16 protein-coding genes are annotated in these 17,475 nt (G+C 61.3%); 6 read left to right on the top strand and 10 right to left on the bottom strand.

The features are described 5' to 3' along the window. The 8 genes from WKF55_02900 to WKF55_02865 all read right to left on the bottom strand — a co-directional run bounded on the left by WKF55_02900 (window position 1) and on the right by WKF55_02865 (window position 7,119). Window positions 1-1,143: an FAD-binding oxidoreductase gene (locus WKF55_02900; protein ID MEJ7758523.1), complete on the bottom strand. Its 1,143-nt coding sequence runs from the start codon at window positions 1,141-1,143 to the stop codon at window positions 1-3. Next, window positions 1,116-2,534 carry an FAD-linked oxidase C-terminal domain-containing protein gene (locus WKF55_02895; protein ID MEJ7758522.1) on the bottom strand — a complete coding sequence of 473 codons (1,419 nt, stop codon included), beginning with the start codon at window positions 2,532-2,534 and terminating at the stop codon, window positions 1,116-1,118. Before WKF55_02895 ends, WKF55_02900 begins: the two co-directional genes overlap by 28 nt. 9 nt (window positions 2,535-2,543) lie before the next feature. Further along, window positions 2,544-3,446 carry a diacylglycerol kinase family protein gene (locus WKF55_02890; GenBank protein ID MEJ7758521.1) on the bottom strand — a complete coding sequence of 301 codons (903 nt, stop codon included), beginning with the start codon at window positions 3,444-3,446 and terminating at the stop codon, window positions 2,544-2,546. A gap of 9 nt (window positions 3,447-3,455) precedes the next feature. Further along, window positions 3,456-4,349, bottom strand: a complete 894-nt coding sequence (locus WKF55_02885) for an RNA polymerase sigma factor RpoD/SigA (protein MEJ7758520.1) — start codon at window positions 4,347-4,349, stop codon at window positions 3,456-3,458. 124 nt (window positions 4,350-4,473) lie between these two features. Beyond that, window positions 4,474-4,656, bottom strand: a complete 183-nt coding sequence (locus tag WKF55_02880; GenBank protein MEJ7758519.1) for a hypothetical protein — start codon at window positions 4,654-4,656, stop codon at window positions 4,474-4,476. A gap of 86 nt (window positions 4,657-4,742) precedes the next feature. Then, a complete protein-coding gene (locus tag WKF55_02875; protein MEJ7758518.1) occupies window positions 4,743-5,402 on the bottom strand; it encodes a 3D domain-containing protein in 660 nt (219 codons plus the stop codon). Next, window positions 5,399-6,445 (bottom strand): 3-dehydroquinate synthase, encoded by a 1,047-nt coding sequence (aroB, locus tag WKF55_02870; GenBank protein ID MEJ7758517.1) that lies wholly within the window; start codon window positions 6,443-6,445, stop codon window positions 5,399-5,401. Before aroB ends, WKF55_02875 begins: the two co-directional genes overlap by 4 nt. A gap of 29 nt (window positions 6,446-6,474) precedes the next feature. Continuing rightward, the gene (locus tag WKF55_02865) at window positions 6,475-7,119 is read right to left on the bottom strand and encodes a cob(I)yrinic acid a,c-diamide adenosyltransferase (GenBank protein ID MEJ7758516.1); all 645 of its coding nucleotides are present in this window, start codon (window positions 7,117-7,119) and stop codon (window positions 6,475-6,477) included. Window positions 7,120-7,295: 176 nt separating this feature from the next. On the opposite strand from WKF55_02865, the gene WKF55_02860 reads away from it, so the two are divergent. From WKF55_02860 to WKF55_02850, 3 genes are all read left to right on the top strand, one after another. Then, window positions 7,296-10,439, top strand: coding sequence for a carboxypeptidase regulatory-like domain-containing protein (locus WKF55_02860; protein MEJ7758515.1), 3,144 nt, complete (start codon window positions 7,296-7,298; stop codon window positions 10,437-10,439). 198 nt (window positions 10,440-10,637) lie between these two features. Next, window positions 10,638-11,651: an NAD(P)/FAD-dependent oxidoreductase gene (locus WKF55_02855; GenBank protein MEJ7758514.1), complete on the top strand. Its 1,014-nt coding sequence runs from the start codon at window positions 10,638-10,640 to the stop codon at window positions 11,649-11,651. A 30-nt stretch (window positions 11,652-11,681) separates the two neighbouring features. Beyond that, on the top strand, window positions 11,682-12,719 hold the full coding sequence (locus WKF55_02850; protein MEJ7758513.1) for a YpdA family putative bacillithiol disulfide reductase: 1,038 nt from the start codon (window positions 11,682-11,684) through the stop codon (window positions 12,717-12,719). Here the strand turns inward: WKF55_02850 and aac(3) are convergent. Continuing rightward, window positions 12,686-13,510 carry an aminoglycoside 3-N-acetyltransferase gene (aac(3), locus tag WKF55_02845; protein MEJ7758512.1) on the bottom strand — a complete coding sequence of 275 codons (825 nt, stop codon included), beginning with the start codon at window positions 13,508-13,510 and terminating at the stop codon, window positions 12,686-12,688. The two genes, WKF55_02850 and aac(3), sit on opposite strands and share 34 nt — an antisense overlap. 188 nt (window positions 13,511-13,698) lie before the next feature. Between aac(3) and WKF55_02840 the strand changes: the two genes are divergently transcribed. From WKF55_02840 to WKF55_02830, 3 genes are all read left to right on the top strand, one after another. Then, window positions 13,699-14,328, top strand: a complete 630-nt coding sequence (locus WKF55_02840; GenBank protein ID MEJ7758511.1) for a DUF937 domain-containing protein — start codon at window positions 13,699-13,701, stop codon at window positions 14,326-14,328. 163 nt (window positions 14,329-14,491) lie between these two features. Then, window positions 14,492-15,292: a TetR family transcriptional regulator gene (locus WKF55_02835; protein MEJ7758510.1), complete on the top strand. Its 801-nt coding sequence runs from the start codon at window positions 14,492-14,494 to the stop codon at window positions 15,290-15,292. A 36-nt stretch (window positions 15,293-15,328) separates the two neighbouring features. Further along, window positions 15,329-16,357 (top strand): AarF/ABC1/UbiB kinase family protein, encoded by a 1,029-nt coding sequence (locus WKF55_02830; GenBank protein ID MEJ7758509.1) that lies wholly within the window; start codon window positions 15,329-15,331, stop codon window positions 16,355-16,357. 382 nt (window positions 16,358-16,739) lie between these two features. Here the strand turns inward: WKF55_02830 and WKF55_02825 are convergent, their stop codons facing one another. Then, window positions 16,740-17,063, bottom strand: coding sequence for a hypothetical protein (locus WKF55_02825; GenBank protein ID MEJ7758508.1), 324 nt, complete (start codon window positions 17,061-17,063; stop codon window positions 16,740-16,742). Between the last annotated feature and the right edge of the window lie 412 nt (window positions 17,064-17,475).

Raw genomic sequence — 17,475 nt, 5'->3', positions numbered from 1 at the left:
TCACTCACCCAGGATGCCCGGATTCAGAATGTTCGCGGGGTCGAACGCGTGCTTGATACCCCGCGACACGCGATCTGCCACTACGCTCGGCGACAGGGCCTCCCACATCTGCGGCGACATCTTCTCGAACACCACGCTGCAATCACCACCGGCGGCAGCGATTCGCGCAACAGTGCCAGCATCTGCACTGGCGGGAACTATGCATCTCACCATCCCCAGGCCGGGGCTCGCATTCATGAGTGTGCCGCTCGCCTCTTCGATCGAGTGCTGAAGGGTCTGCCAGAGTTCCGCGAGCCTCGTAACGAGCGTGGATATCCGAAGGACGCTCGATCCCTCGCCATCGAGCAGCCTGAGCGTCGTCCATACCTCGGGGCCGATTTCCTCGGCGCCGAGCGCAGCCAGCGCATCGCGCTGCGACTTCACCGCGGCAGCATTTCCTCCGACTTCAATCAGTAGAGAAGTGCGGGCCTGAAGTTTCAGTCGCGTTGCTGTCGCCCCATCGATCAGTTGAATCGCATTGGGCACGATGGGTGCGGCGAGGACGGCGGCTATCCGCGCGGCGAAGTGCGTACCGCTGTGGGGCAGCCCAACAACAAGGGTGGCCGGTCGCGCCTCCGAGGCATAAAGCCGGAGGGTGGCCTCGGTAATTATGCCGAGGGTACCCCATGAGCCAGTCATCAGTCTGGTGAGGTCGAAGCCTGCGACATTCTTGACAACGCGTCCGCCGCCCCGGACGATCTTTCCCTCGCCCGACACGAACTCGAGGCCAAGTACGAGATCACGAATCCCGCCGAACCGTTGCGCCAGGGGGCCGGAAGACCCGGTGGCGATGGTAGCTCCGATTGTACCGGCATCATCGCCATATGGAGCGAGCGGGAACCACTGTCCTTCCTCGCCCGTTGTGCCTGCGATTTCTCCCAGTGTGGTGCCCGATCGTACTGTTATGGTGAGGTCTCCGGGCACGTAGTCCACAACGCCGCTGTATGAGGCGGTGGTTATTGTGCGTTCCGCGGCAACCGGGCGGCCAGCGTCCATCCAGTGTGCGCGGCCCGCAATTCTGACAGGCGTCGAGCGGCGCCGTGCATCGTCGATCTCGGCCTGAATCGCGGCGACCGTCACCGGCCCGCCGGCGTGACTTTCCATTCCTGGCAGGAATGTATTGGAATGACCTTGCCCGGATTCGATCTGCGCTGAGGGTCGAACACCTCCCTGAGCCGACACATCGCCGCGAGTGAATCGGGCGAAAAAATGAGATCGATGTAGGCCAGTTTGTCGAGCCCCACACCGTGCTCGCCGGTGATGCTCCCGCCCGCATCCACGCACGCCTGCATGATCTCGCGCATCGCTTCGTGCACCCGCTCCGCCTCTTGCGGATCATCTGCGTTATAGGTGACGTTGGGATGCAGATTGCCGTCGCCGGCATGAAACACATTGCATACGTGGATTCGACGGTTAGCCGCAATTTCGCTGATGCGTGCCAGTACCGACGCGAGCTTCGTGCGCGGAATCACCGCATCCTGCACCACCAGGTGAGGCGCGAGCCGGCCCATTGCCCCGAACGCCTTCTTCCGTCCCTGCCAGAGGCGCAGCCTTTCCGCATCATTTCGCGCAATGCGCACCGCACGCGCGCCACCCGACATGCAGATGTTCTGCACGGTTTCCTGATCGGCGTCGATTCCGCTTGCAAGCCCGTCGAGCTCGATCAGCAGCACTGCTTCTGCGTCGGCGGGATAGCCCGCGGCATAGATCGACGCTTCCACTACTCGTATCGTCGCGCCGTCCATGAACTCGAGTGCGGCCGGCACAATGCCGGCGCCGATGATTTCAGACGTGACCTGCGCTGCCTCCCCCACCGAAACAAAATCGGCGAGCATGGTACGAACCGCCTGAGGCTTCGGCGTCAATCTGACAGTGATATCAAGAGCGATTCCGAAGCAGCCTTCTGACCCGATGAACGCGCCGAGCAAATCGTATCCCGAGCTCTCTCCTGCGGGGTTCCCAAGCGACACAACTTCGCCGTCCGGGAGCAGTGCGGTGATCGCAAGGACATGGTTGAGGGTCACGCCATATTTCAGACAGTGTGGCCCGCCGGCGTTTTCGGCGACGTTTCCACCGATAGTGCATGCCGCTTCGCTCGACGGGTCGGGGGCGTAAAGCAGGCCGAGTGGTGCGACAAGCCGGTTGAGCACAAGGTTGACGACGCCCGGCTCGACAACTGCTCTGCGATTCTCCCGGTCGATCGCTATAACGCGTTTGAGCCGGTGGAGTCCGAGCAACACGACGTCATCGGCGAGTGCGCCACCGGAGAGCCCGGTGCCTGCGCCACGCGGAACATATGGGATCCCATCTATTGCCAGCGCTCGTACGACGGCAATTGTTTCCTCCCGCGTTCCGGGAAAAACGGCCAGACGAGGCATTCTCCGGTAGCCGGGGAGGCCGTCCGAGTTGTAGACCAGCAGGTCGGCGGGGCGATGAAGAACGAAGCGCCCGCCAACGATCGACGCCAGCGTTTCGGCGAGCGTCGCGTCGATCATCAGACTGACCTAGCTGAGCTTCGGGCCGTCGGTGGCGGCTTGCGCGACGACGCGCAGCACACCGCGCTCGATCCGGTATTCCAGAGGTGTAGACATGGATTCGATCTCGCCATCTCGTGCGACTCTGGCCAGTGGTTTCTTCATGCTGATCGTGCATCGGTCGACTATGTAGCTGTCGAACTCCACGGTGCGCGACACTTCATCGACACCCCGGAAGATAGCAGTGGCTGCGACCGATAGCAGTTTCCCCTTGCCGCGCCATCGCACGACCATCACATGGAGCCCGCTTTGCCCATTCTCAACCCGGTTGCCAAGCGTCGGGAACTGCAGCTCCCGCTCGTCCACCCCGATAAAAACAAGCGGCGTCCGATAAACCTGCGCCTTGCCTTCGATCTCCAGTTCAACCGCGATCACCCGCATTCGGACAAAGGTGCTCAGCATTGCGAGTATGCTTGCGAGCTTGTAGGGGAGGTGGGCCTCCAGTCGTTCACGGACCCGCGCGAACGTCACGTACGCTCCGATCGAGCTCGTGTTCAGGAACAGCTTATCGCCTACGTACGCGACGTCCGAAAGCACAGTCGAGTTTCCGGCGGCTAATCCCGCGGCCTCCGGAAGATCGACAGGGAGGTTCATGTCGCGGGCGAAGTGGTTGAGTGTTCCGGCGGGAAGCACCGCCAGTTCCACGTCGGTACCAGCGACAATCGATGCGCCAATGCCGATGGTGCCATCACCCCCGGCGACGAGAATACGTTTCGCCCCTCCCTCGATAGCCTGCCGGATTTCGTCCCCGAGTTTATCGGGTTCGATCTCCCGGATATCAAAGCGGCCCGTGGACGCAAGCGCGTCACGGGCCTTCTCTGAGTTACCCGATCCCGGATTGACGAACGCGGGAATCAGAGGCGCGTCCGTCACCGCTGTCGCTTAGTCGGCGGTCCAGAACCCCGACAACGCGGCACCATCGGGTGACTCGCGCAGTTTTTCGAACGCGCGCTCGCGGATCTGGCGAATGCGTTCCCGGGTGACACCCATCAGGGCACCGATCTTTTCCAGCGTCATCGCATCGGAGCCCTGTTCGAGACCATAGTACAGGTGCAGGATTTTCCGCTCCCGCGCCGTCAGGTACTTTCTGAAAACCTTGTCGATGAATTCCTTCATCAGGTGAAAATCGGTGACCTCTTCAATCTCGTCGCCATTTACACCTGCGAATCGTTCGCCAAGCGTACATGCCTCACGATCGGAGCGATCGATGGGGGCGTCGAGCGAGATCTCGGTGGCAGACATCTGCTTCGCGGATCTTACCGCCTCGGGTGTCTCTTCGAGCAAGCGGCCGATTTCATGATCGGTAGGGTCTCGCTTGAGAACCTGGGAAAGAACGGTCTGCGCGCGAGCCAGCTTGATGAGCTGGGAGTTCTGATTGAGGGGAATCCGTACCGACCGCGTCTGTTCGGCCAAGGCCTTGAGCACTGCCTGACGAACCCACCAGACAGCATATGAAATGAACTTCACACCCTGCTCAGGGTCGAACTTCCGGACCGCCTTGAGGAGCCCCTCGTTGCCAATGGCAACCAGTTCACTCAAGTCGAGTCCGTGTCCCTGATATTTCTTGACGTACGAAATGACAAAACGCAGATTCGCGGTGACCAGTCGCTCGGCGGCTTTCTCATCTCCACCCTGTGCGCGTCGCGCGAGCCGACGCTCTTCTTCGGCGTCGGTTATGAGGGGGAGTTTCTGTATGTCCTGAAGGTACTGGTCGAAAGCGGTGGAGGGGGAAGAACGAAAAAAGCCTTTAGACTTGCTCTCAGCCGAAGTCTGCATGGACCCCTCTCAAAATGGTTTGACGAGCCGAAGTTTGCTCGCGAATGACCTGTGAGAGCCACGTTAATGGCGGGGCTGGGTCTGGTCAACAGCCATGTTTCGTGCCAGCGGCAAACCGCCCGAATCAGGGCATGGGCGGCGGATCTTTGGTCTTGGTCCGGCTGGTACCGGACAGGATCCCGATGCCGATCATCACTATGACCCCCACTCCAATCCAGAGCGGCGGCGCTCCGAGCAGGTAGGCCGCAACCGCCAGGCCAATGATGAGAACAATGAATCCGATCAGGTAGGTACTGAATGATGACATTCGTAAATCCCGGTTACGGTTGAGCGCACATCGAGCAATTACAGGGCCAGCGGGTGCAGCACGGCTTCGTGCAGATGCGGTCCAGCCTAGGGCGTTTCGCGTCTCGCAGCGGCTTCAAAAATAGCGGAAACAGCGCTTAGGTCGGGAACCAGGTCGAGCTCCAACATCGCCGAGAAGGGAAGGTGCTCTGTCTCTCGCGCAACGAGTACCGCCTTGCCGTGCTGTCTGCCGAACCTCGTCGCTTCCCGGCACGACGGAGTCCAGATGTCCAGGGTAGCTCCGATCACGTTGCCGCCGGTGTCATCGACAAGGAAACGGCCAATGTACTTCTTTCCCATGAAAACCTCGACGTACCGGGAGAGGGGGAAGATGCGCGGATCCGCGGCCACGATCCCGGGACGCACGAAGCGGCCACGCCTGGTCGTTCCTTGCAGGCAGTACTGCGTGAGCGACACCGGGATCTCTTCTCCAGCTCCGGCCCGGGCGAACCGGCTCGGGTCGGGAATGATGCCTGCGGCTCGCATTCGGATTGCCTCGCCCGCGGTGGCTCTCCTGAACTGCCCTCGCTCCTGAATCACCTTCCGCGCGGTCACTACCAGCGGATCCAACAGCGGCTCGGCGAAAACCGCGACTGGTGAATGCCTGACGACAGTCTGGCCAATCGGCAGCCGTACGGCGCCCGTCTGGATGAAGATGGTGGCAACGACCAGCGCCAGCGCCAGCTGGATCACATTGCCACGTTTCATGCGAAGGCCTCCCTGACGGTGTTCTCGTCTATCGCGACAGCCCAGCCGGAATTGGCCCCGGCCATCGCGCCAATGCGCTCTGGAAGAGCATACTCGATTCTTCCAGAGCGTACCTTCTTGTCGCTCCTCATGAGCTCCATAACACGATCCACAGAGATGCCAGGCGGACACCTGAACGGAAGCCCGGCTGCCCTCAGAACATGCACGATGGCGTCGGCAGTACCCGCTTCCGCCACCCCCGCGAGCTCCGCCGCCCGGGTTTCCACTGTCATCCCGATTGCGACTGCGTCACCGTGGGACACGTCATACGCACTTGCGGCTTCGATAGCATGCGCAACCGTGTGACCAAAATTCAGAATCTTTCTGAGAGCGCCCTCGCGCTCATCATGCAGCACGATCGACGACTTTATTTCTATACTACGGACGACAAGGGCAAACACCGCGTCACTTGCCTCCCCACCACCGGAAAGGATCGCGGGGATCGCTCTTCCTACGCTTTCAAAGTATGCGCTGTCGGCGATTACGCCATGCTTGATTGCTTCGGCCAACCCCGCCCTCAACTGTTCGACCCCAAGGGTGACAAGGGTTTGCGGGTCCGCAACCACCGCCGAGGGCGGGTGAATCGACCCCACCATGTTCTTGCCATGGGGCGTGTCCACACCCGTCTTTCCGCCAATCGAGGCGTCGATCATCGCCAGCAGAGTCGTGGGAACCTGCACGACCGGCACTCCCCGCATGTACGTGGCGGCCACAAATCCGGCCACATCACCCACGACGCCGCCGCCGAGCGCAACTAGGGTAGTATCGCGTCCAAAACCCAGAGAGAGCAATTCATCCGTGAGGCGCCCCCATGTCTCACGGGTCTTGTGCACCTCGCCCGCGGGAATCGTCAGTGTGCCTACTGCTTCGCCGTCAAAGCTTTCCTCCGCCCTTAGAGCGTACAACGGGCCCACATTCGAATCGGTGATGATTGCGTACCTGTGCGCCGGTGCGGCACGCCGTACTATCCTGCCCAGCCGCGCCAGTACTCCATTCTCGACGATGGTCGGATACGGGAGTAATCCCGCCGGGTCTACCAGGTGACTTCCCCGGCACCAGCCCGCGCGTTTGCCAGCCGGGCGAGCGTGAACAGCAGGTCGGAAAGGCGGTTGAGATACACCACCACGATTTGCGGAATCTCCACCTCTCGCTGCAGGTGAATCACCCGACGCTCGGCGCGCCGGCAAACGGTGCGCGCAACGTGCAGCGAGGCAGCTTTCGGAGTACCCCCCGGGACGATGAATGCCCGGAGCGGCTCGAGCTCGCGATCGCACTCGTCCATCTGCTGTTCGAGCTCAAAGATGCGAGCGTCATGAATCTGAGCCTTGTCGAGGTGCTGGTGCATCTTCACGATGTCAGGTGTGGCGAGAAGGGCGCCGATACTGAACAGGTCTCGCTGGATTGGAACGATGACCTCATCGATGCGGGGCATGACATCGGCGGCGCGAACCACGCCGAGCACGGCATTCAGCTCATCGACGTCACCGTAGGCTTCGACGCGCGGGTCGTCCTTGGAGACCCGGCCGCCGCCGAACAGGCCGGTTTGGCCCTCGTCTCCAGTCTTCGTGTAGATCTTCATTTGGAGTAATGTCGCGACAACCTGGCTGCTGCACGAGGGAACGCCGATACCAGACCCATACAACGCGGTCGCCTGAACGTGACTTGTGGGACCGATCATTGGCCTTTGCGCGGCGTTCCGTGAGTGCCTGGGACGCCGCGTCGATCCCGCTCCGGCGGGTTCGCACGGCCACCCTCTGCAGCCATAATCACATGCGCTTCATCACTCGTTTTAACCGGCACCATTTCTTGCGTTTTGTCGGGCGTCGCCGGCCCGCGATGCCACGGTTGGCCCGCATGGCAATAACCGCGGCTGCCGCTTTCGTGGCCCTGGCCGCCCACGTCGCGCCTATTGGCGCACAGGGTACGGATGCATCGGTCATGGGTACGATCCGCGCGTCGGATGGTCAGCCTGTCGACGCAGCACTCGTAATAGTGCGCAACGTCTCGACGGGATTCCAGTCGCAGCAGCAGACTCGCCCCAATGGCGGATTTCTTTTCCCCCAGCTGCCGCTGGGCGGCCCCTACACCGTGTCTGTCCGTCGCCTGGGCTTCCGCGCAGAGGCGAAGCAGGGGTATCAGGTCAATCAGGGCGAGCGCGTTCAGGTCGACTTCACGCTCACGCCGGCGGCGGCCGACCTTGCCGCCGTTGTCGTCAGCGGTGAAGCCGCAACAGGCGCGCGCAAGGAACGGCTGGGGGCAAGCACCAAGATCGGCAGCGGCGAAATTCAGGAGATCCCGACGGCCAACCGGAATTTCACCGACCTCGTGAGTCTCGCCCCGACTGTCAGCAACGGTCTGAACATCGGCGGCAACCGCACGACCGCCGTTGACGTCCGTGTCGACGGCGTGCAGGCGCGCAGCCAGCTCGGCGGAGGAGAGGTCGGTCGCGGCCCGTTCACACTCTCACTCGAAGCCATCCGCGAGTTCGAGATCGTCACGAACTCCTACGACGTTACGCACGGTCGAGGCGGGGCCGGATCGGTCAACGCGGTTACCAAGACCGGTACCAATGATTTTCAGGCGGCCGTTTTCGGCTATCACCGCAACGAAAATCTCGCTGGAGCCCGTGACTTCATTGGGCGTGGTCGCGAATTGCGCCAGCAGGACATAACTCAATGGGGCGGCAGTGTCGGCGGTCCGATCGTGCGGAACAAGGCGCACTACTTCTTCACGTTTGATCGCCAGGATCAGAAAGAACCCTTCTTCGTGCTTGACTTGCGCACACCACAGGACGAGAACGACGCGGGCATCGCGAAGGACTCACTTACCCGCCTGATTGATATCTTGGGGCGCAAGTACGGGATGACCACGAGCGAGCAGGCAGTCGGAGCGTACACTCGCGCGCCGGTCGCGAACACCATCTTCGGTCGGATCGACTGGGATCTCAATGGACGGCACCGGCTGACCATGCGCCACAACTTCAGCAACTGGACCAATCCCCAGAACGGCACCAGCGACCAGGGGCGCCAGCTGCTTTATGAGGCGCGGCACAGTTTCTGGTCGCAGGAGAACCAGGGGCTCGTGTCGCTGAGATCAAACCTGTCGCCGAGCGTTCAGAACGAGCTCAAGTTCGCCGTAACCGACGCCCAGCGCCGATGGTCGCCGAACGTGATACTTCCGCGGGGCGACGTGCGCATCCGCTCGACGTTGCCCAACGGCTCGCAGCGCGAGCAGACGGTCCGCTTCGGCGGACATCGCTATGCCCCGGAGCGCAATCGCGAAGTGCAGTACCAGCTCATCAACACGACCTACCTGCAGCGCGGAAATCAGATCTTTACGTTCGGCGTCGACAACTCCGTCACCTACCTGAACACATATCTGTCGATCGAGACCGGAGGCCTTTTCGACTTCAACAGCCTCGCCGATCTCGAGGCGATGCGGGCTTCGCGCTACCGCCGTGATGTACCCCTCCTCTCGCCGGAGCCGACGTCGAAACAGTACGTGGCCGATTTGGCCGCGTTCGCGCAGACCGAGTGGCGTCCCAGTCCGTGGGTCACCGCAACCGCCGGCCTCCGATACGACGTGACGAGCTTCCTCACCAAGCCGGCGCGCAACGAGATCGTCGAGCGCACGCTCGGGCTCCGAACCGATGTGAGCCCCAGCGACTGGAACAATCTGCAGCCACGCGCCCAGGTTACGTGGGACGTCACGCGCGATGGACGCAATGTCGTTCGCGTTGGCGGAGGCGCTTTCACCTCCCAGGCCGCGTACTACAATCATGTCAACCACATCCTCAAGAGCGGCGAGGAACTGGCCGGCGTCGACCTTCGTGGTGCCGACGTCCCAGTTCCGGACTTTCTGCGCTACCGCGAGGACCGGGGGAGTATTCCCGGCGTTCCCGCCGGAGCGGCGACGACGACTTCGATCGATCTCTTCAGTGAGAACTTCCAGATTCCGTCAACATGGAAGGCGAACGCCACCTATCAGCACCTTTTCGGGCGCTTCCTCTCGGTCTCGGGCACGCTTCAGTATTCCCGCACCGCCGACAACTATCATTACATCGACCGGAACCGGGTGGAGCAGCCTTTCTTCACGCTGAGCAACGAAGGCGGCCGGCCGGTGTGGGTTCCGGCGAGCAGCATCACATCCGCAGGGCAGACATTTCAGCCGGCTTCTTTCAAGACGCAGGAGGTTGGGCGAGTCCTTCAGCTCGTTTCGGCAGGAAAACTCCAGCAGAAAGCGGCAATCCTGGAGGCAGGGCTGAGCCTGCCGCGATCGAGCTCGCTGAATGCGTCGTACACGCTGAATGACACACGCGACAACAGCTCGTACAACTGCTGTGTTTCGCGTACCGCGACGCTGTTCACGCCGAACACGGGTGATCCGAATGACCTCGACGCGCTGCGGGCTCCGTCGGACAACAGCTTTCGACACAAGCTCGCCGTCTTCGGAACGCTGCCGAATCTCTGGGGCTTCCAGATTGGTGGTCGCTACGTCGGAAACAGCGGCCGGCCTTTCTCGCTCGTCGTCAATCGCGACATAAATGGTGATGACGCGGCGGCGAACGACCTCGCGTTTATCTTCGATCCGAACAGTCCGTCAACACCCCGTGATGTCGCCGACGCGCTCCGGCGAGTGATGGCCAACGACAGCAGCATTGCCCGCCACTACATCAGCAGTCGAATCGGTCAGTTTGCGGAGCGGAATGGCCTCCGTGCTCCGTGGGTTAATCGCTTCGACATCGGATTGACGAAACGTCTTGCGACGATCCGCGGGCAACAGGCGGAGCTTTCGGTCGATGTCTTCAATTTCCTTAACCTGCTGAACAAGGAGTGGGGCGGACAACGATTTGCTGGCGGCACACAGTCGCTCTACGATGTCGTCAGCTTCGATCAGACTACCCGACAGTACAAGTACCGGGTGAACGAAAATGTGGGCGTGCTTCGCAGGACCGGTGACCCTTACCAGCTTCAGGCAGGCGTTCGCTATAGTTTTTGACGATAGTACTCCATGTTTCCGCAAGCCCGGCTTCATTCGGCCGGGCTTGCGCCGTGCATGTCACAGGTGCGACAGTGATCGACGCTGCCGCTGGCGTTCGGAGCCTCCAGTGCGCGCTAACGATTGAATCACACCGCATGGCGACGCGCATGCGGGCCACACAACGGGTTACGGGCGACGGGCGTATATTTCCCCAAAATGCACGTCATCTCCGACATCACAATTATCGGCGGCGGTCCGACGGGGCTTTTCGCTTCGTTCTACGCGGGCATGCGCGGCGCAACCGCCCGGATCGTCGACACGCTGCCTCAGCTTGGCGGCCAGCTCACCGCGCTTTACCCTGAGAAATACATCTTCGACGTCGCGGGGTTTCCGAAGGTGCTCGCCAAGGATCTCGTCCGCGATCTGGCAGCCCAGGCGGCCCAGTTCGCGTTCCCGTCTTTCCTGGGCGAGCATGTAACCGGTCTGGAAGAAGAGGATGGTCATTTCGTTCTCGTCACCGATACTGACCGGTTCCCCACCAGGTCGGTGCTGATCGCTGCCGGGATCGGAGCTTTCTCACCGCGGCGCCTGCCACAGCAGTGCGCTGAGCCGTGGTATGGGCGGGGAATCTTCGACAACGTCGCCGATCCCGAAAAATTCCGGGGCCAGAAGATCGTGATCATCGGCGGCGGCGATTCCGCTTTCGACTGGGCGCATCAGTTGAGCGATCGTGCTTCAGCGGTGACGCTCGTTCACCGGAGCGACAAGTACCGCGCTCACGGAGCCACTGTCGCCGAGGTGAATGCTGCGGCGGCGGCGGGACGAACGACGATGCTGCCCTTTCATGAGCTGCACGAGGTCATCGGCGAGGGGGGCCGGCTCACGGGGATCACCCTTCGCGAAGTGAAGACGAAGGAAACGCGGCATGTGGACGCCGACGCGGTGCTGCCGATGCTCGGGTTCATCAGCGACATCGGTCCGCTCGCGGAATGGGGGCTCAACCTCGAAAAACACGAGATTGTCGTGAACTCCCTCATGGAGACCGGCCGGCCAGGTATTTACGCAGCGGGAGACATCACTTCATATCCCGGAAAGCTGAAGCTGATTGCGACGGGATTCGCGGAGGCTGCGACCGCCGTGAACCAGGCCTTCCACTGGATCTATCCGGAAAAGAAGGTGAATCCGGGTCACAGTTCCAATCTGGCGGTGTTCGGGCAGAAGGACGACTAGGGCCTGCGGAAGCGCCGCTACTTTTCTCACATGCAGCCACGTATCGACGCGCACGAGGCAGTCATCATTGCCGGCGCCGGACCAATCGGACTCGCCTGCGCCATTTCCGCCCGCCGGCGCGGCATCGATCCGCTGGTGATCGACGCAGGCGCCATCGTGAACTCAATTGTCCGATATCCGACCGGAATGATGTTCTTTACAACGCCGGAACGGCTCGAAATAGGCAACCATCCGATCGTCTGCGCAGGCGCCAAGCCGAACCGCGAGGAGGCGATGATGTACTACCGCGGAGTCGCGCGAGCGGAGCAGCTCCGCGTGCGGACATTCACACGCCTGGCGAGAGCCGAACGCACGGGTGGTCATGTCATCTGTACTCTCGAGACCGCAACCGGCCCTCAGCACATCACATGCGACCGGCTGGTGCTTTCCACCGGTTATTTCGACCGGCCCAACCAGCTGAACGTGCCGGGCGAAAGTCTTCCGCACGTCCGCCACTATTTTGATGAGGCACACATCAGCTGGGGACTCGATGTCGTCGTCGTCGGCGGCAAGAACTCGGCGGTTGAAGCGGCGCTGCAGCTCTACCGGGCGGGCGCGAGGGTCACGCTCGTCTATCGCGGTCACGCGCTCAAGCCGAGCGTCAAGTTCTGGCTTCGGCCCGACCTCGACAATCGGATCAAGGCCGGCGAAATACAGACACGGCTCGGCGCGACGGTTGACTCGATCGAACCCGGGGCGATGACGATTCGGACCAGCGATGGTGAAACGGAGCGACTGGCCGCGGATCGAGTCTACGCACTGACCGGGTTCACGCCGGAATTCGACTTGTTCCAGTCGATGGGGATCGATCTCGATCCAGTTACCCAGCGACCCTCACTGAATCCGGATACGCTCGAGACCAACGTCGAGGGTATTCACATGGCGGGCAGCATCGTGTCAGGCCGCGCCATCTCCGAAGTGTTCATCGAGAATGGGCGTTACGATGGAGAAAAAATCTTCGGTGGACCTGACGCTCGCAGGCGCGCCACCGAGCTCTACGAGGAAACGCCAAGACCCCTCGGGGAATAGGCGGTCTGCTCCATGATCGGCAGCGCGAAGGCAAGCAGGCCCCGAGCGCTGAGGAGATGCGAATGCGCATCCCCAATCCGGCCCCCCGCGTTCGCGGTCGCTGCCAGGTACGCGTCGACTATCTCCGCGAAAAAACGATCTGGCCAGTTTGCGTGAGCACCGGTGGAGGATGTATCGAATTCCTCCATGTCACGCCAGACCCGCTCACCGTTGACTGCCACTGGAACCTTGAAACGGGCCACCCGCTTTTCCGGGATCTGCACAATGTGCTCAGCGTAGTGCAGAAACGTGACTGTGTCGTGATCGGAGCCGAGCAGCAGGATCTTGCCGTCGAGATCGACAAATCGCTCGAGAGGGGAACCGTGTCCGAACGCATAATCCCACGGCTGCCTGGCAAATAATTCGTCCGCGCGTGCGCCCCACGCAACAAATCGCGCGACGTGATTATTGACCCGGGCTCCGGGATACGTTCTGAACAGCTCGACCAGAGCGCCGTTGCTTCGATCCGAGCGAGCGGTGGCGGCATCGAATGGCGGGAGCTTCTCGAGGATTTCCAGTTCCTGTTCGGGGGTCAGCCCACCGCGGCCAACTTCATCGACGTAGCGCGGGCAGCTGGCGTACATCATCAACGTGCCCGTCGGAGTGAGGACGTCCTTCAGTGCGAGATGAATGTCGTCCGGTCCTCCCGCAAGCTCACCAAACGAACGCACTGAAGCATGCACCATGACGACATCCCCGGCTGACACGCCAAGCGATCGAAGGTCGATACTGAGCTGGTCTCGGCAATACATGACAGTGGCAGGGTGGGCAGTGAGTTGCCGGCAATGTACCAGCGATATCTAACAGCCGGCACCGGGTTTGACGGCCAGCGGTCGCTGGCGCGGTCTGATAAACGCCTGAACGTGTGTTCTGGCTCGAATCTTTCATTCATGACAATCACCGATACACCGACACTCAACCAGCGGCTGGAGCCGACACAATGAATACCATTTACGACTCAGTGATGGATCAGCTCGGAGGCTCGAACATGACGCAACTGAGCCAGCAGCTCGGCGCCGATGAGGCAACGACCCACACGGCTGTGCAAACTGCTTTGCCCATGCTCCTCGCCGGGCTTGCCCGAAACAGCGCCCAGCCCCAGGGTGCCGCGGCGCTAAGCACAGCGCTCGAGGACCACAGGGGTGGAGTGCTCGGCGGTCTTGGAGGGCTGCTCGGTAACGCGCAGTCCGGGCCGGGCGGCGCAATCCTTGGACATATCTTCGGGAGCAGGCGCACGCCTGTCGAGGCGGGCGTGAGCAAGGCGACGGGACTCGATCCGTCGCAGATCGGGAAGCTGCTGATGGTGCTCGCACCGATCGTGATGTCGGTTCTGGCGCAGAAGCGCGCCCAGGCCCCACGGGCTTCGATGCCGGGAACACCGGCGCCCAGCGGCGCACCGGGAGGATATCAGGAAGCCGGAGACCTTGGCCCGATGCTGGACAACGAAGCGCGCGAGGCGACACGCCGTGCTCCGGGCGGACTCGGCGGTCTGATCGGCATCCTCGACCGGGACGGTGACGGCAACCCGCTCAACGACCTTGGCAAGCTGGGAGGCATGCTCGGGCGCTGAACGGTCGCGCTCACGCGCCGGTTCCGCGGGATAAAGCCTGCGTTTGGCGATATGCCGGGCGGCCCGGCAATTGGTTGGCTGATGCCGGCAGTGGACAAAGGTGAGCGTGCTCATATAATTAATGAGCACGCTCACCTTTGTTTTTGTCCTGTGACAAATGCCGATGCCTGAAAACTCAGCCCCCGGAACCCGAAACACATCTGTTGCTCGCGGACGCCCTGCGCGTTCAACGAAAAAGGTCGCGCCCAAAGGGAAAAAGGCTGCAGCCGGACGGAGAAAAGTCGCGCCTCGGGCAAAAAAAGCTGCGTTCGGAACGAAAAAACCTGCGCTCGGAACCAAGAAAGTCTCGCCGGGACGGAGAGAAACGAACAGGGAAGCAACGCGACAGCGGATTGTTGCTGCAGCCCTGCACCTGTTCGAGACGCGGGGATTTGAAGCCGCAACGACCCGGCAGATAGCGCGCCGGGCGAAAATCGCGGAAGGCACGGTATTCAATTACTTCGCAACGAAGGAGGATATTGCACTTCATTTCTTCGAGCTCGAGGTAGATCACGCAATTGCTGCTGTCCGGGCCAGAAAGTCGCTCCGCAAGGCACCTCTCGAAGAAAAGCTGTTCGCCCTCATCCAGAGTCAGATCGAGTATCTCACCCCGTACGAAAATTTCATCGGGGCGGCTTTCGTACAGGCACTCCGTCCTTCGTCAAGGCTCGGATTCAGTCTCCAGGCAATGGCCCTTCGAACCCGGTACATGGCATTCGTTGAGGAATTGATCGAGGAATCACTGCCGAACAGAAGCATCAGCTCCATGACCTGGGTCGCGCCGCATGCGTTCTGGATCTACTACGTGGGTGTGCTGCTGTACTGGCTGCACGATTCGTCTGCGTCGAAGCAGAACACTCTGGCCTTTCTCGAGCGCTCTTTGCGCCTCGGAGTCAGCGTGCTTCGCAAGGGGACGATTGTATGAGCGTCAGCGACGGACCCGCCCGCAGGGGCACTTCGAATGGCAGCGATGAGCGCCGGCGTCACAGGCAGCTATCTCGGGTATCTCGCGCAGAGTGCGTTTCTCTCCGAGGAGAAACGCGGCAGGAAGCTGAAAGCCACCCACACGAAGGCGGCGAGACGAGTCAGCGAGGATCTCATGGCGCTCCGGGGTCCGGCGATGAAACTCGGTCAGACCTTGAGCCTGCACACCGATCTGCTTCACGCGGAAACCCTGGCCGAGCTGTCGAAGCTGCAGATGCAGGCTCCCGGAATGCACCCGTCGCTGGTGCGCGCGCAGTTCAGAAGCAGCGTCGGCCGGGACCCGGAGGAAAGCTATAAAACGTTCACGCCAGAACCGTTTGCCGCGGCTTCTCTGGGGCAGGTGCACTACGCGACGCTGAAAAATGGCGAGCAGGTGGCGGTCAAGATTCAGTATCCGGGTATCCGCGACGCAATCGAGAACGACTTCAAGTGGTTTCGGGCCGTGTCGAAGCCCGCGCAGTTGTCGCAATACCTGCCGGAGAGTGCTGTTGACGAGCTACGGGCGCAGATCATCGCCGAGTGCGACTATGAACGGGAGGCAGAGAACGTGGCCTTCTTTCGGAGGCATCTCGCGCGCCTGCCTTACGTCGATGTGCCGTACGTCCATGCGAAACTCTCGACAGACAAGGTGCTGACGATGTCTGTGGTACGCGGCGAGTATCTCGATTCGTTTCTGGCGAAGCGTCCGTCGCAGCGGTTGAGAAATCTGGTTGGCGAGCGCCTGTTCGAGCTGTTCTATTTTCAGCTGATGGAAATGCAGGCGCTGCATGCGGATCCCCACTGGGGAAAGGCGCGTTCGTACCCTGAAGAAACGTCACTCCCAGGGGCGCCGAGTGCGCCTGGATCCCCTTCGATATCCGGTCCGCCGTCGCGCAGTCCAGACGCGACCCGTCCGCGTTCTGCTCCACATCCCGGTCAAACGGCATCCCGTTCATTCCCGAAGGACTGTCCGGGTTCGGATTGCAGAACGGCCAGCCGTAGTTCCCGCCGTCCCTCACCTTCGTGAACTCCTCCGGCGGATGGCTGTCCACGTACGACTGCATCACCTTCCTGTAGTCGTTCGTCCCCTGAGGCGGGCACCATCTGAGAGTAAGGCCACTTCATTATGACGAAATGCGATATCCCGCCACCTACCGATCTGCGCTTCAACTCGTGGCGTGCATGACGCTCCGTCTGCTCCAACGCACGTGATATGACGGCTAATAGAAGATCGACCCAGCTCATCGCGGGAAGGTCCGCTCAATCGTAGAGCAAACCATTCCAGTGGCGTGTAATGAGTTTCCAGTCTTTCCGTTCAGCGTTATTCCGTTTCGAGGTATAGCGAGCCACTGTACAGACCGACGCAGTAGGAGCGACACGCTCTTGCGGGCAACTCTCCGCCAGGTGCTTCACACGGAAGGCGGCTCGTCGCGATTCAAGGTGTCCTGAAACCGTGCGCGGCGTTCCTGCCCTTCAGTCGGCGAGAGCTTCATCGACGCCCAAACCTTTGCGGCAGTCTCGTCGGACACGAGCGAGACAAGGTCGAGAAACGCTGCCGAGTACACCCGTGGATCACCGACGTAACTTGGCGGAAACCACGGAACGCCGTTTTCGTCGACCTCGTCAATGGGTGCGCTCATGATATCTGCCTGCTCCTCGGTGTCATCGGGAAGGAGCACCCTCTGGAACGCAGCGATGCGCTCGTCGCGCGAGAACGTATTGATGATCTTCACTGGACCTCCCCCTCAGATTCGACGCCACTGAAGGCATGGTGATTGTCGACGAGACGGGATAGGTGACACAAGACCATAAGTCAGCCGACCCGCCGGATGCGGACCTGCATGTCCGGTGGTGTGGGAGGGCAGTAGGAGAGGATTCTCTCCTACTGCCTATCCCGATCGCTCGTTAGCATCAGCGTGTGTTTAGGCATCGAGCACGAGGCACATTCGACCTTGAGGCCTTCCATTGCACGCTGGCGGCGCCACCAAGGTATCGACATGCCACCTAAGGCCAAGCCCCATCCCAACGCAAGAAAGACAGGATCCCACCCGTCGCTCCACCTAAAACGATCACCAGCGAGCATTAGGAGTAAGCCAACCGAAAGGCCACCAACGAATAGCGCTGCCCCCCCACCGATCGAACTTT

The sequence above is a fragment of the Gemmatimonadaceae bacterium genome (assembly GCA_037721215.1).
Lineage (GTDB): Bacteria > Gemmatimonadota > Gemmatimonadetes > Gemmatimonadales > Gemmatimonadaceae > UBA4720.
Note: the sequence above shows the minus strand (reverse complement) of the source record. Positions and strands in the feature narration are given on the sequence as shown.

What these genes read in the sequence shown, in the direction of transcription:
- WKF55_02900 (MEJ7758523.1), bottom strand. Translation starts at nt 1,143, where the DNA reads ATGGAAAGTCACGCCGGCGGGCCGGTGACGGTCGCCGCGATTCAGGCC.
- WKF55_02895 (MEJ7758522.1), bottom strand. Translation starts at nt 2,534, where the DNA reads ATGATCGACGCGACGCTCGCCGAAACGCTGGCGTCGATCGTTGGCGGG.
- WKF55_02885 (MEJ7758520.1), bottom strand. Translation starts at nt 4,349, where the DNA reads ATGCAGACTTCGGCTGAGAGCAAGTCTAAAGGCTTTTTTCGTTCTTCC.
- WKF55_02880 (MEJ7758519.1), bottom strand. Translation starts at nt 4,656, where the DNA reads ATGTCATCATTCAGTACCTACCTGATCGGATTCATTGTTCTCATCATT.
- WKF55_02875 (MEJ7758518.1), bottom strand. Translation starts at nt 5,402, where the DNA reads ATGAAACGTGGCAATGTGATCCAGCTGGCGCTGGCGCTGGTCGTTGCC.
- WKF55_02865 (MEJ7758516.1), bottom strand. Translation starts at nt 7,119, where the DNA reads ATGATCGGTCCCACAAGTCACGTTCAGGCGACCGCGTTGTATGGGTCT.
- WKF55_02860 (MEJ7758515.1), top strand. Translation starts at nt 7,296, where the DNA reads ATGGCAATAACCGCGGCTGCCGCTTTCGTGGCCCTGGCCGCCCACGTC.
- WKF55_02855 (MEJ7758514.1), top strand. Translation starts at nt 10,638, where the DNA reads ATGCACGTCATCTCCGACATCACAATTATCGGCGGCGGTCCGACGGGG.
- WKF55_02850 (MEJ7758513.1), top strand. Translation starts at nt 11,682, where the DNA reads ATGCAGCCACGTATCGACGCGCACGAGGCAGTCATCATTGCCGGCGCC.
- WKF55_02840 (MEJ7758511.1), top strand. Translation starts at nt 13,699, where the DNA reads ATGAATACCATTTACGACTCAGTGATGGATCAGCTCGGAGGCTCGAAC.
- WKF55_02835 (MEJ7758510.1), top strand. Translation starts at nt 14,492, where the DNA reads ATGCCTGAAAACTCAGCCCCCGGAACCCGAAACACATCTGTTGCTCGC.
- WKF55_02830 (MEJ7758509.1), top strand. Translation starts at nt 15,329, where the DNA reads ATGGCAGCGATGAGCGCCGGCGTCACAGGCAGCTATCTCGGGTATCTC.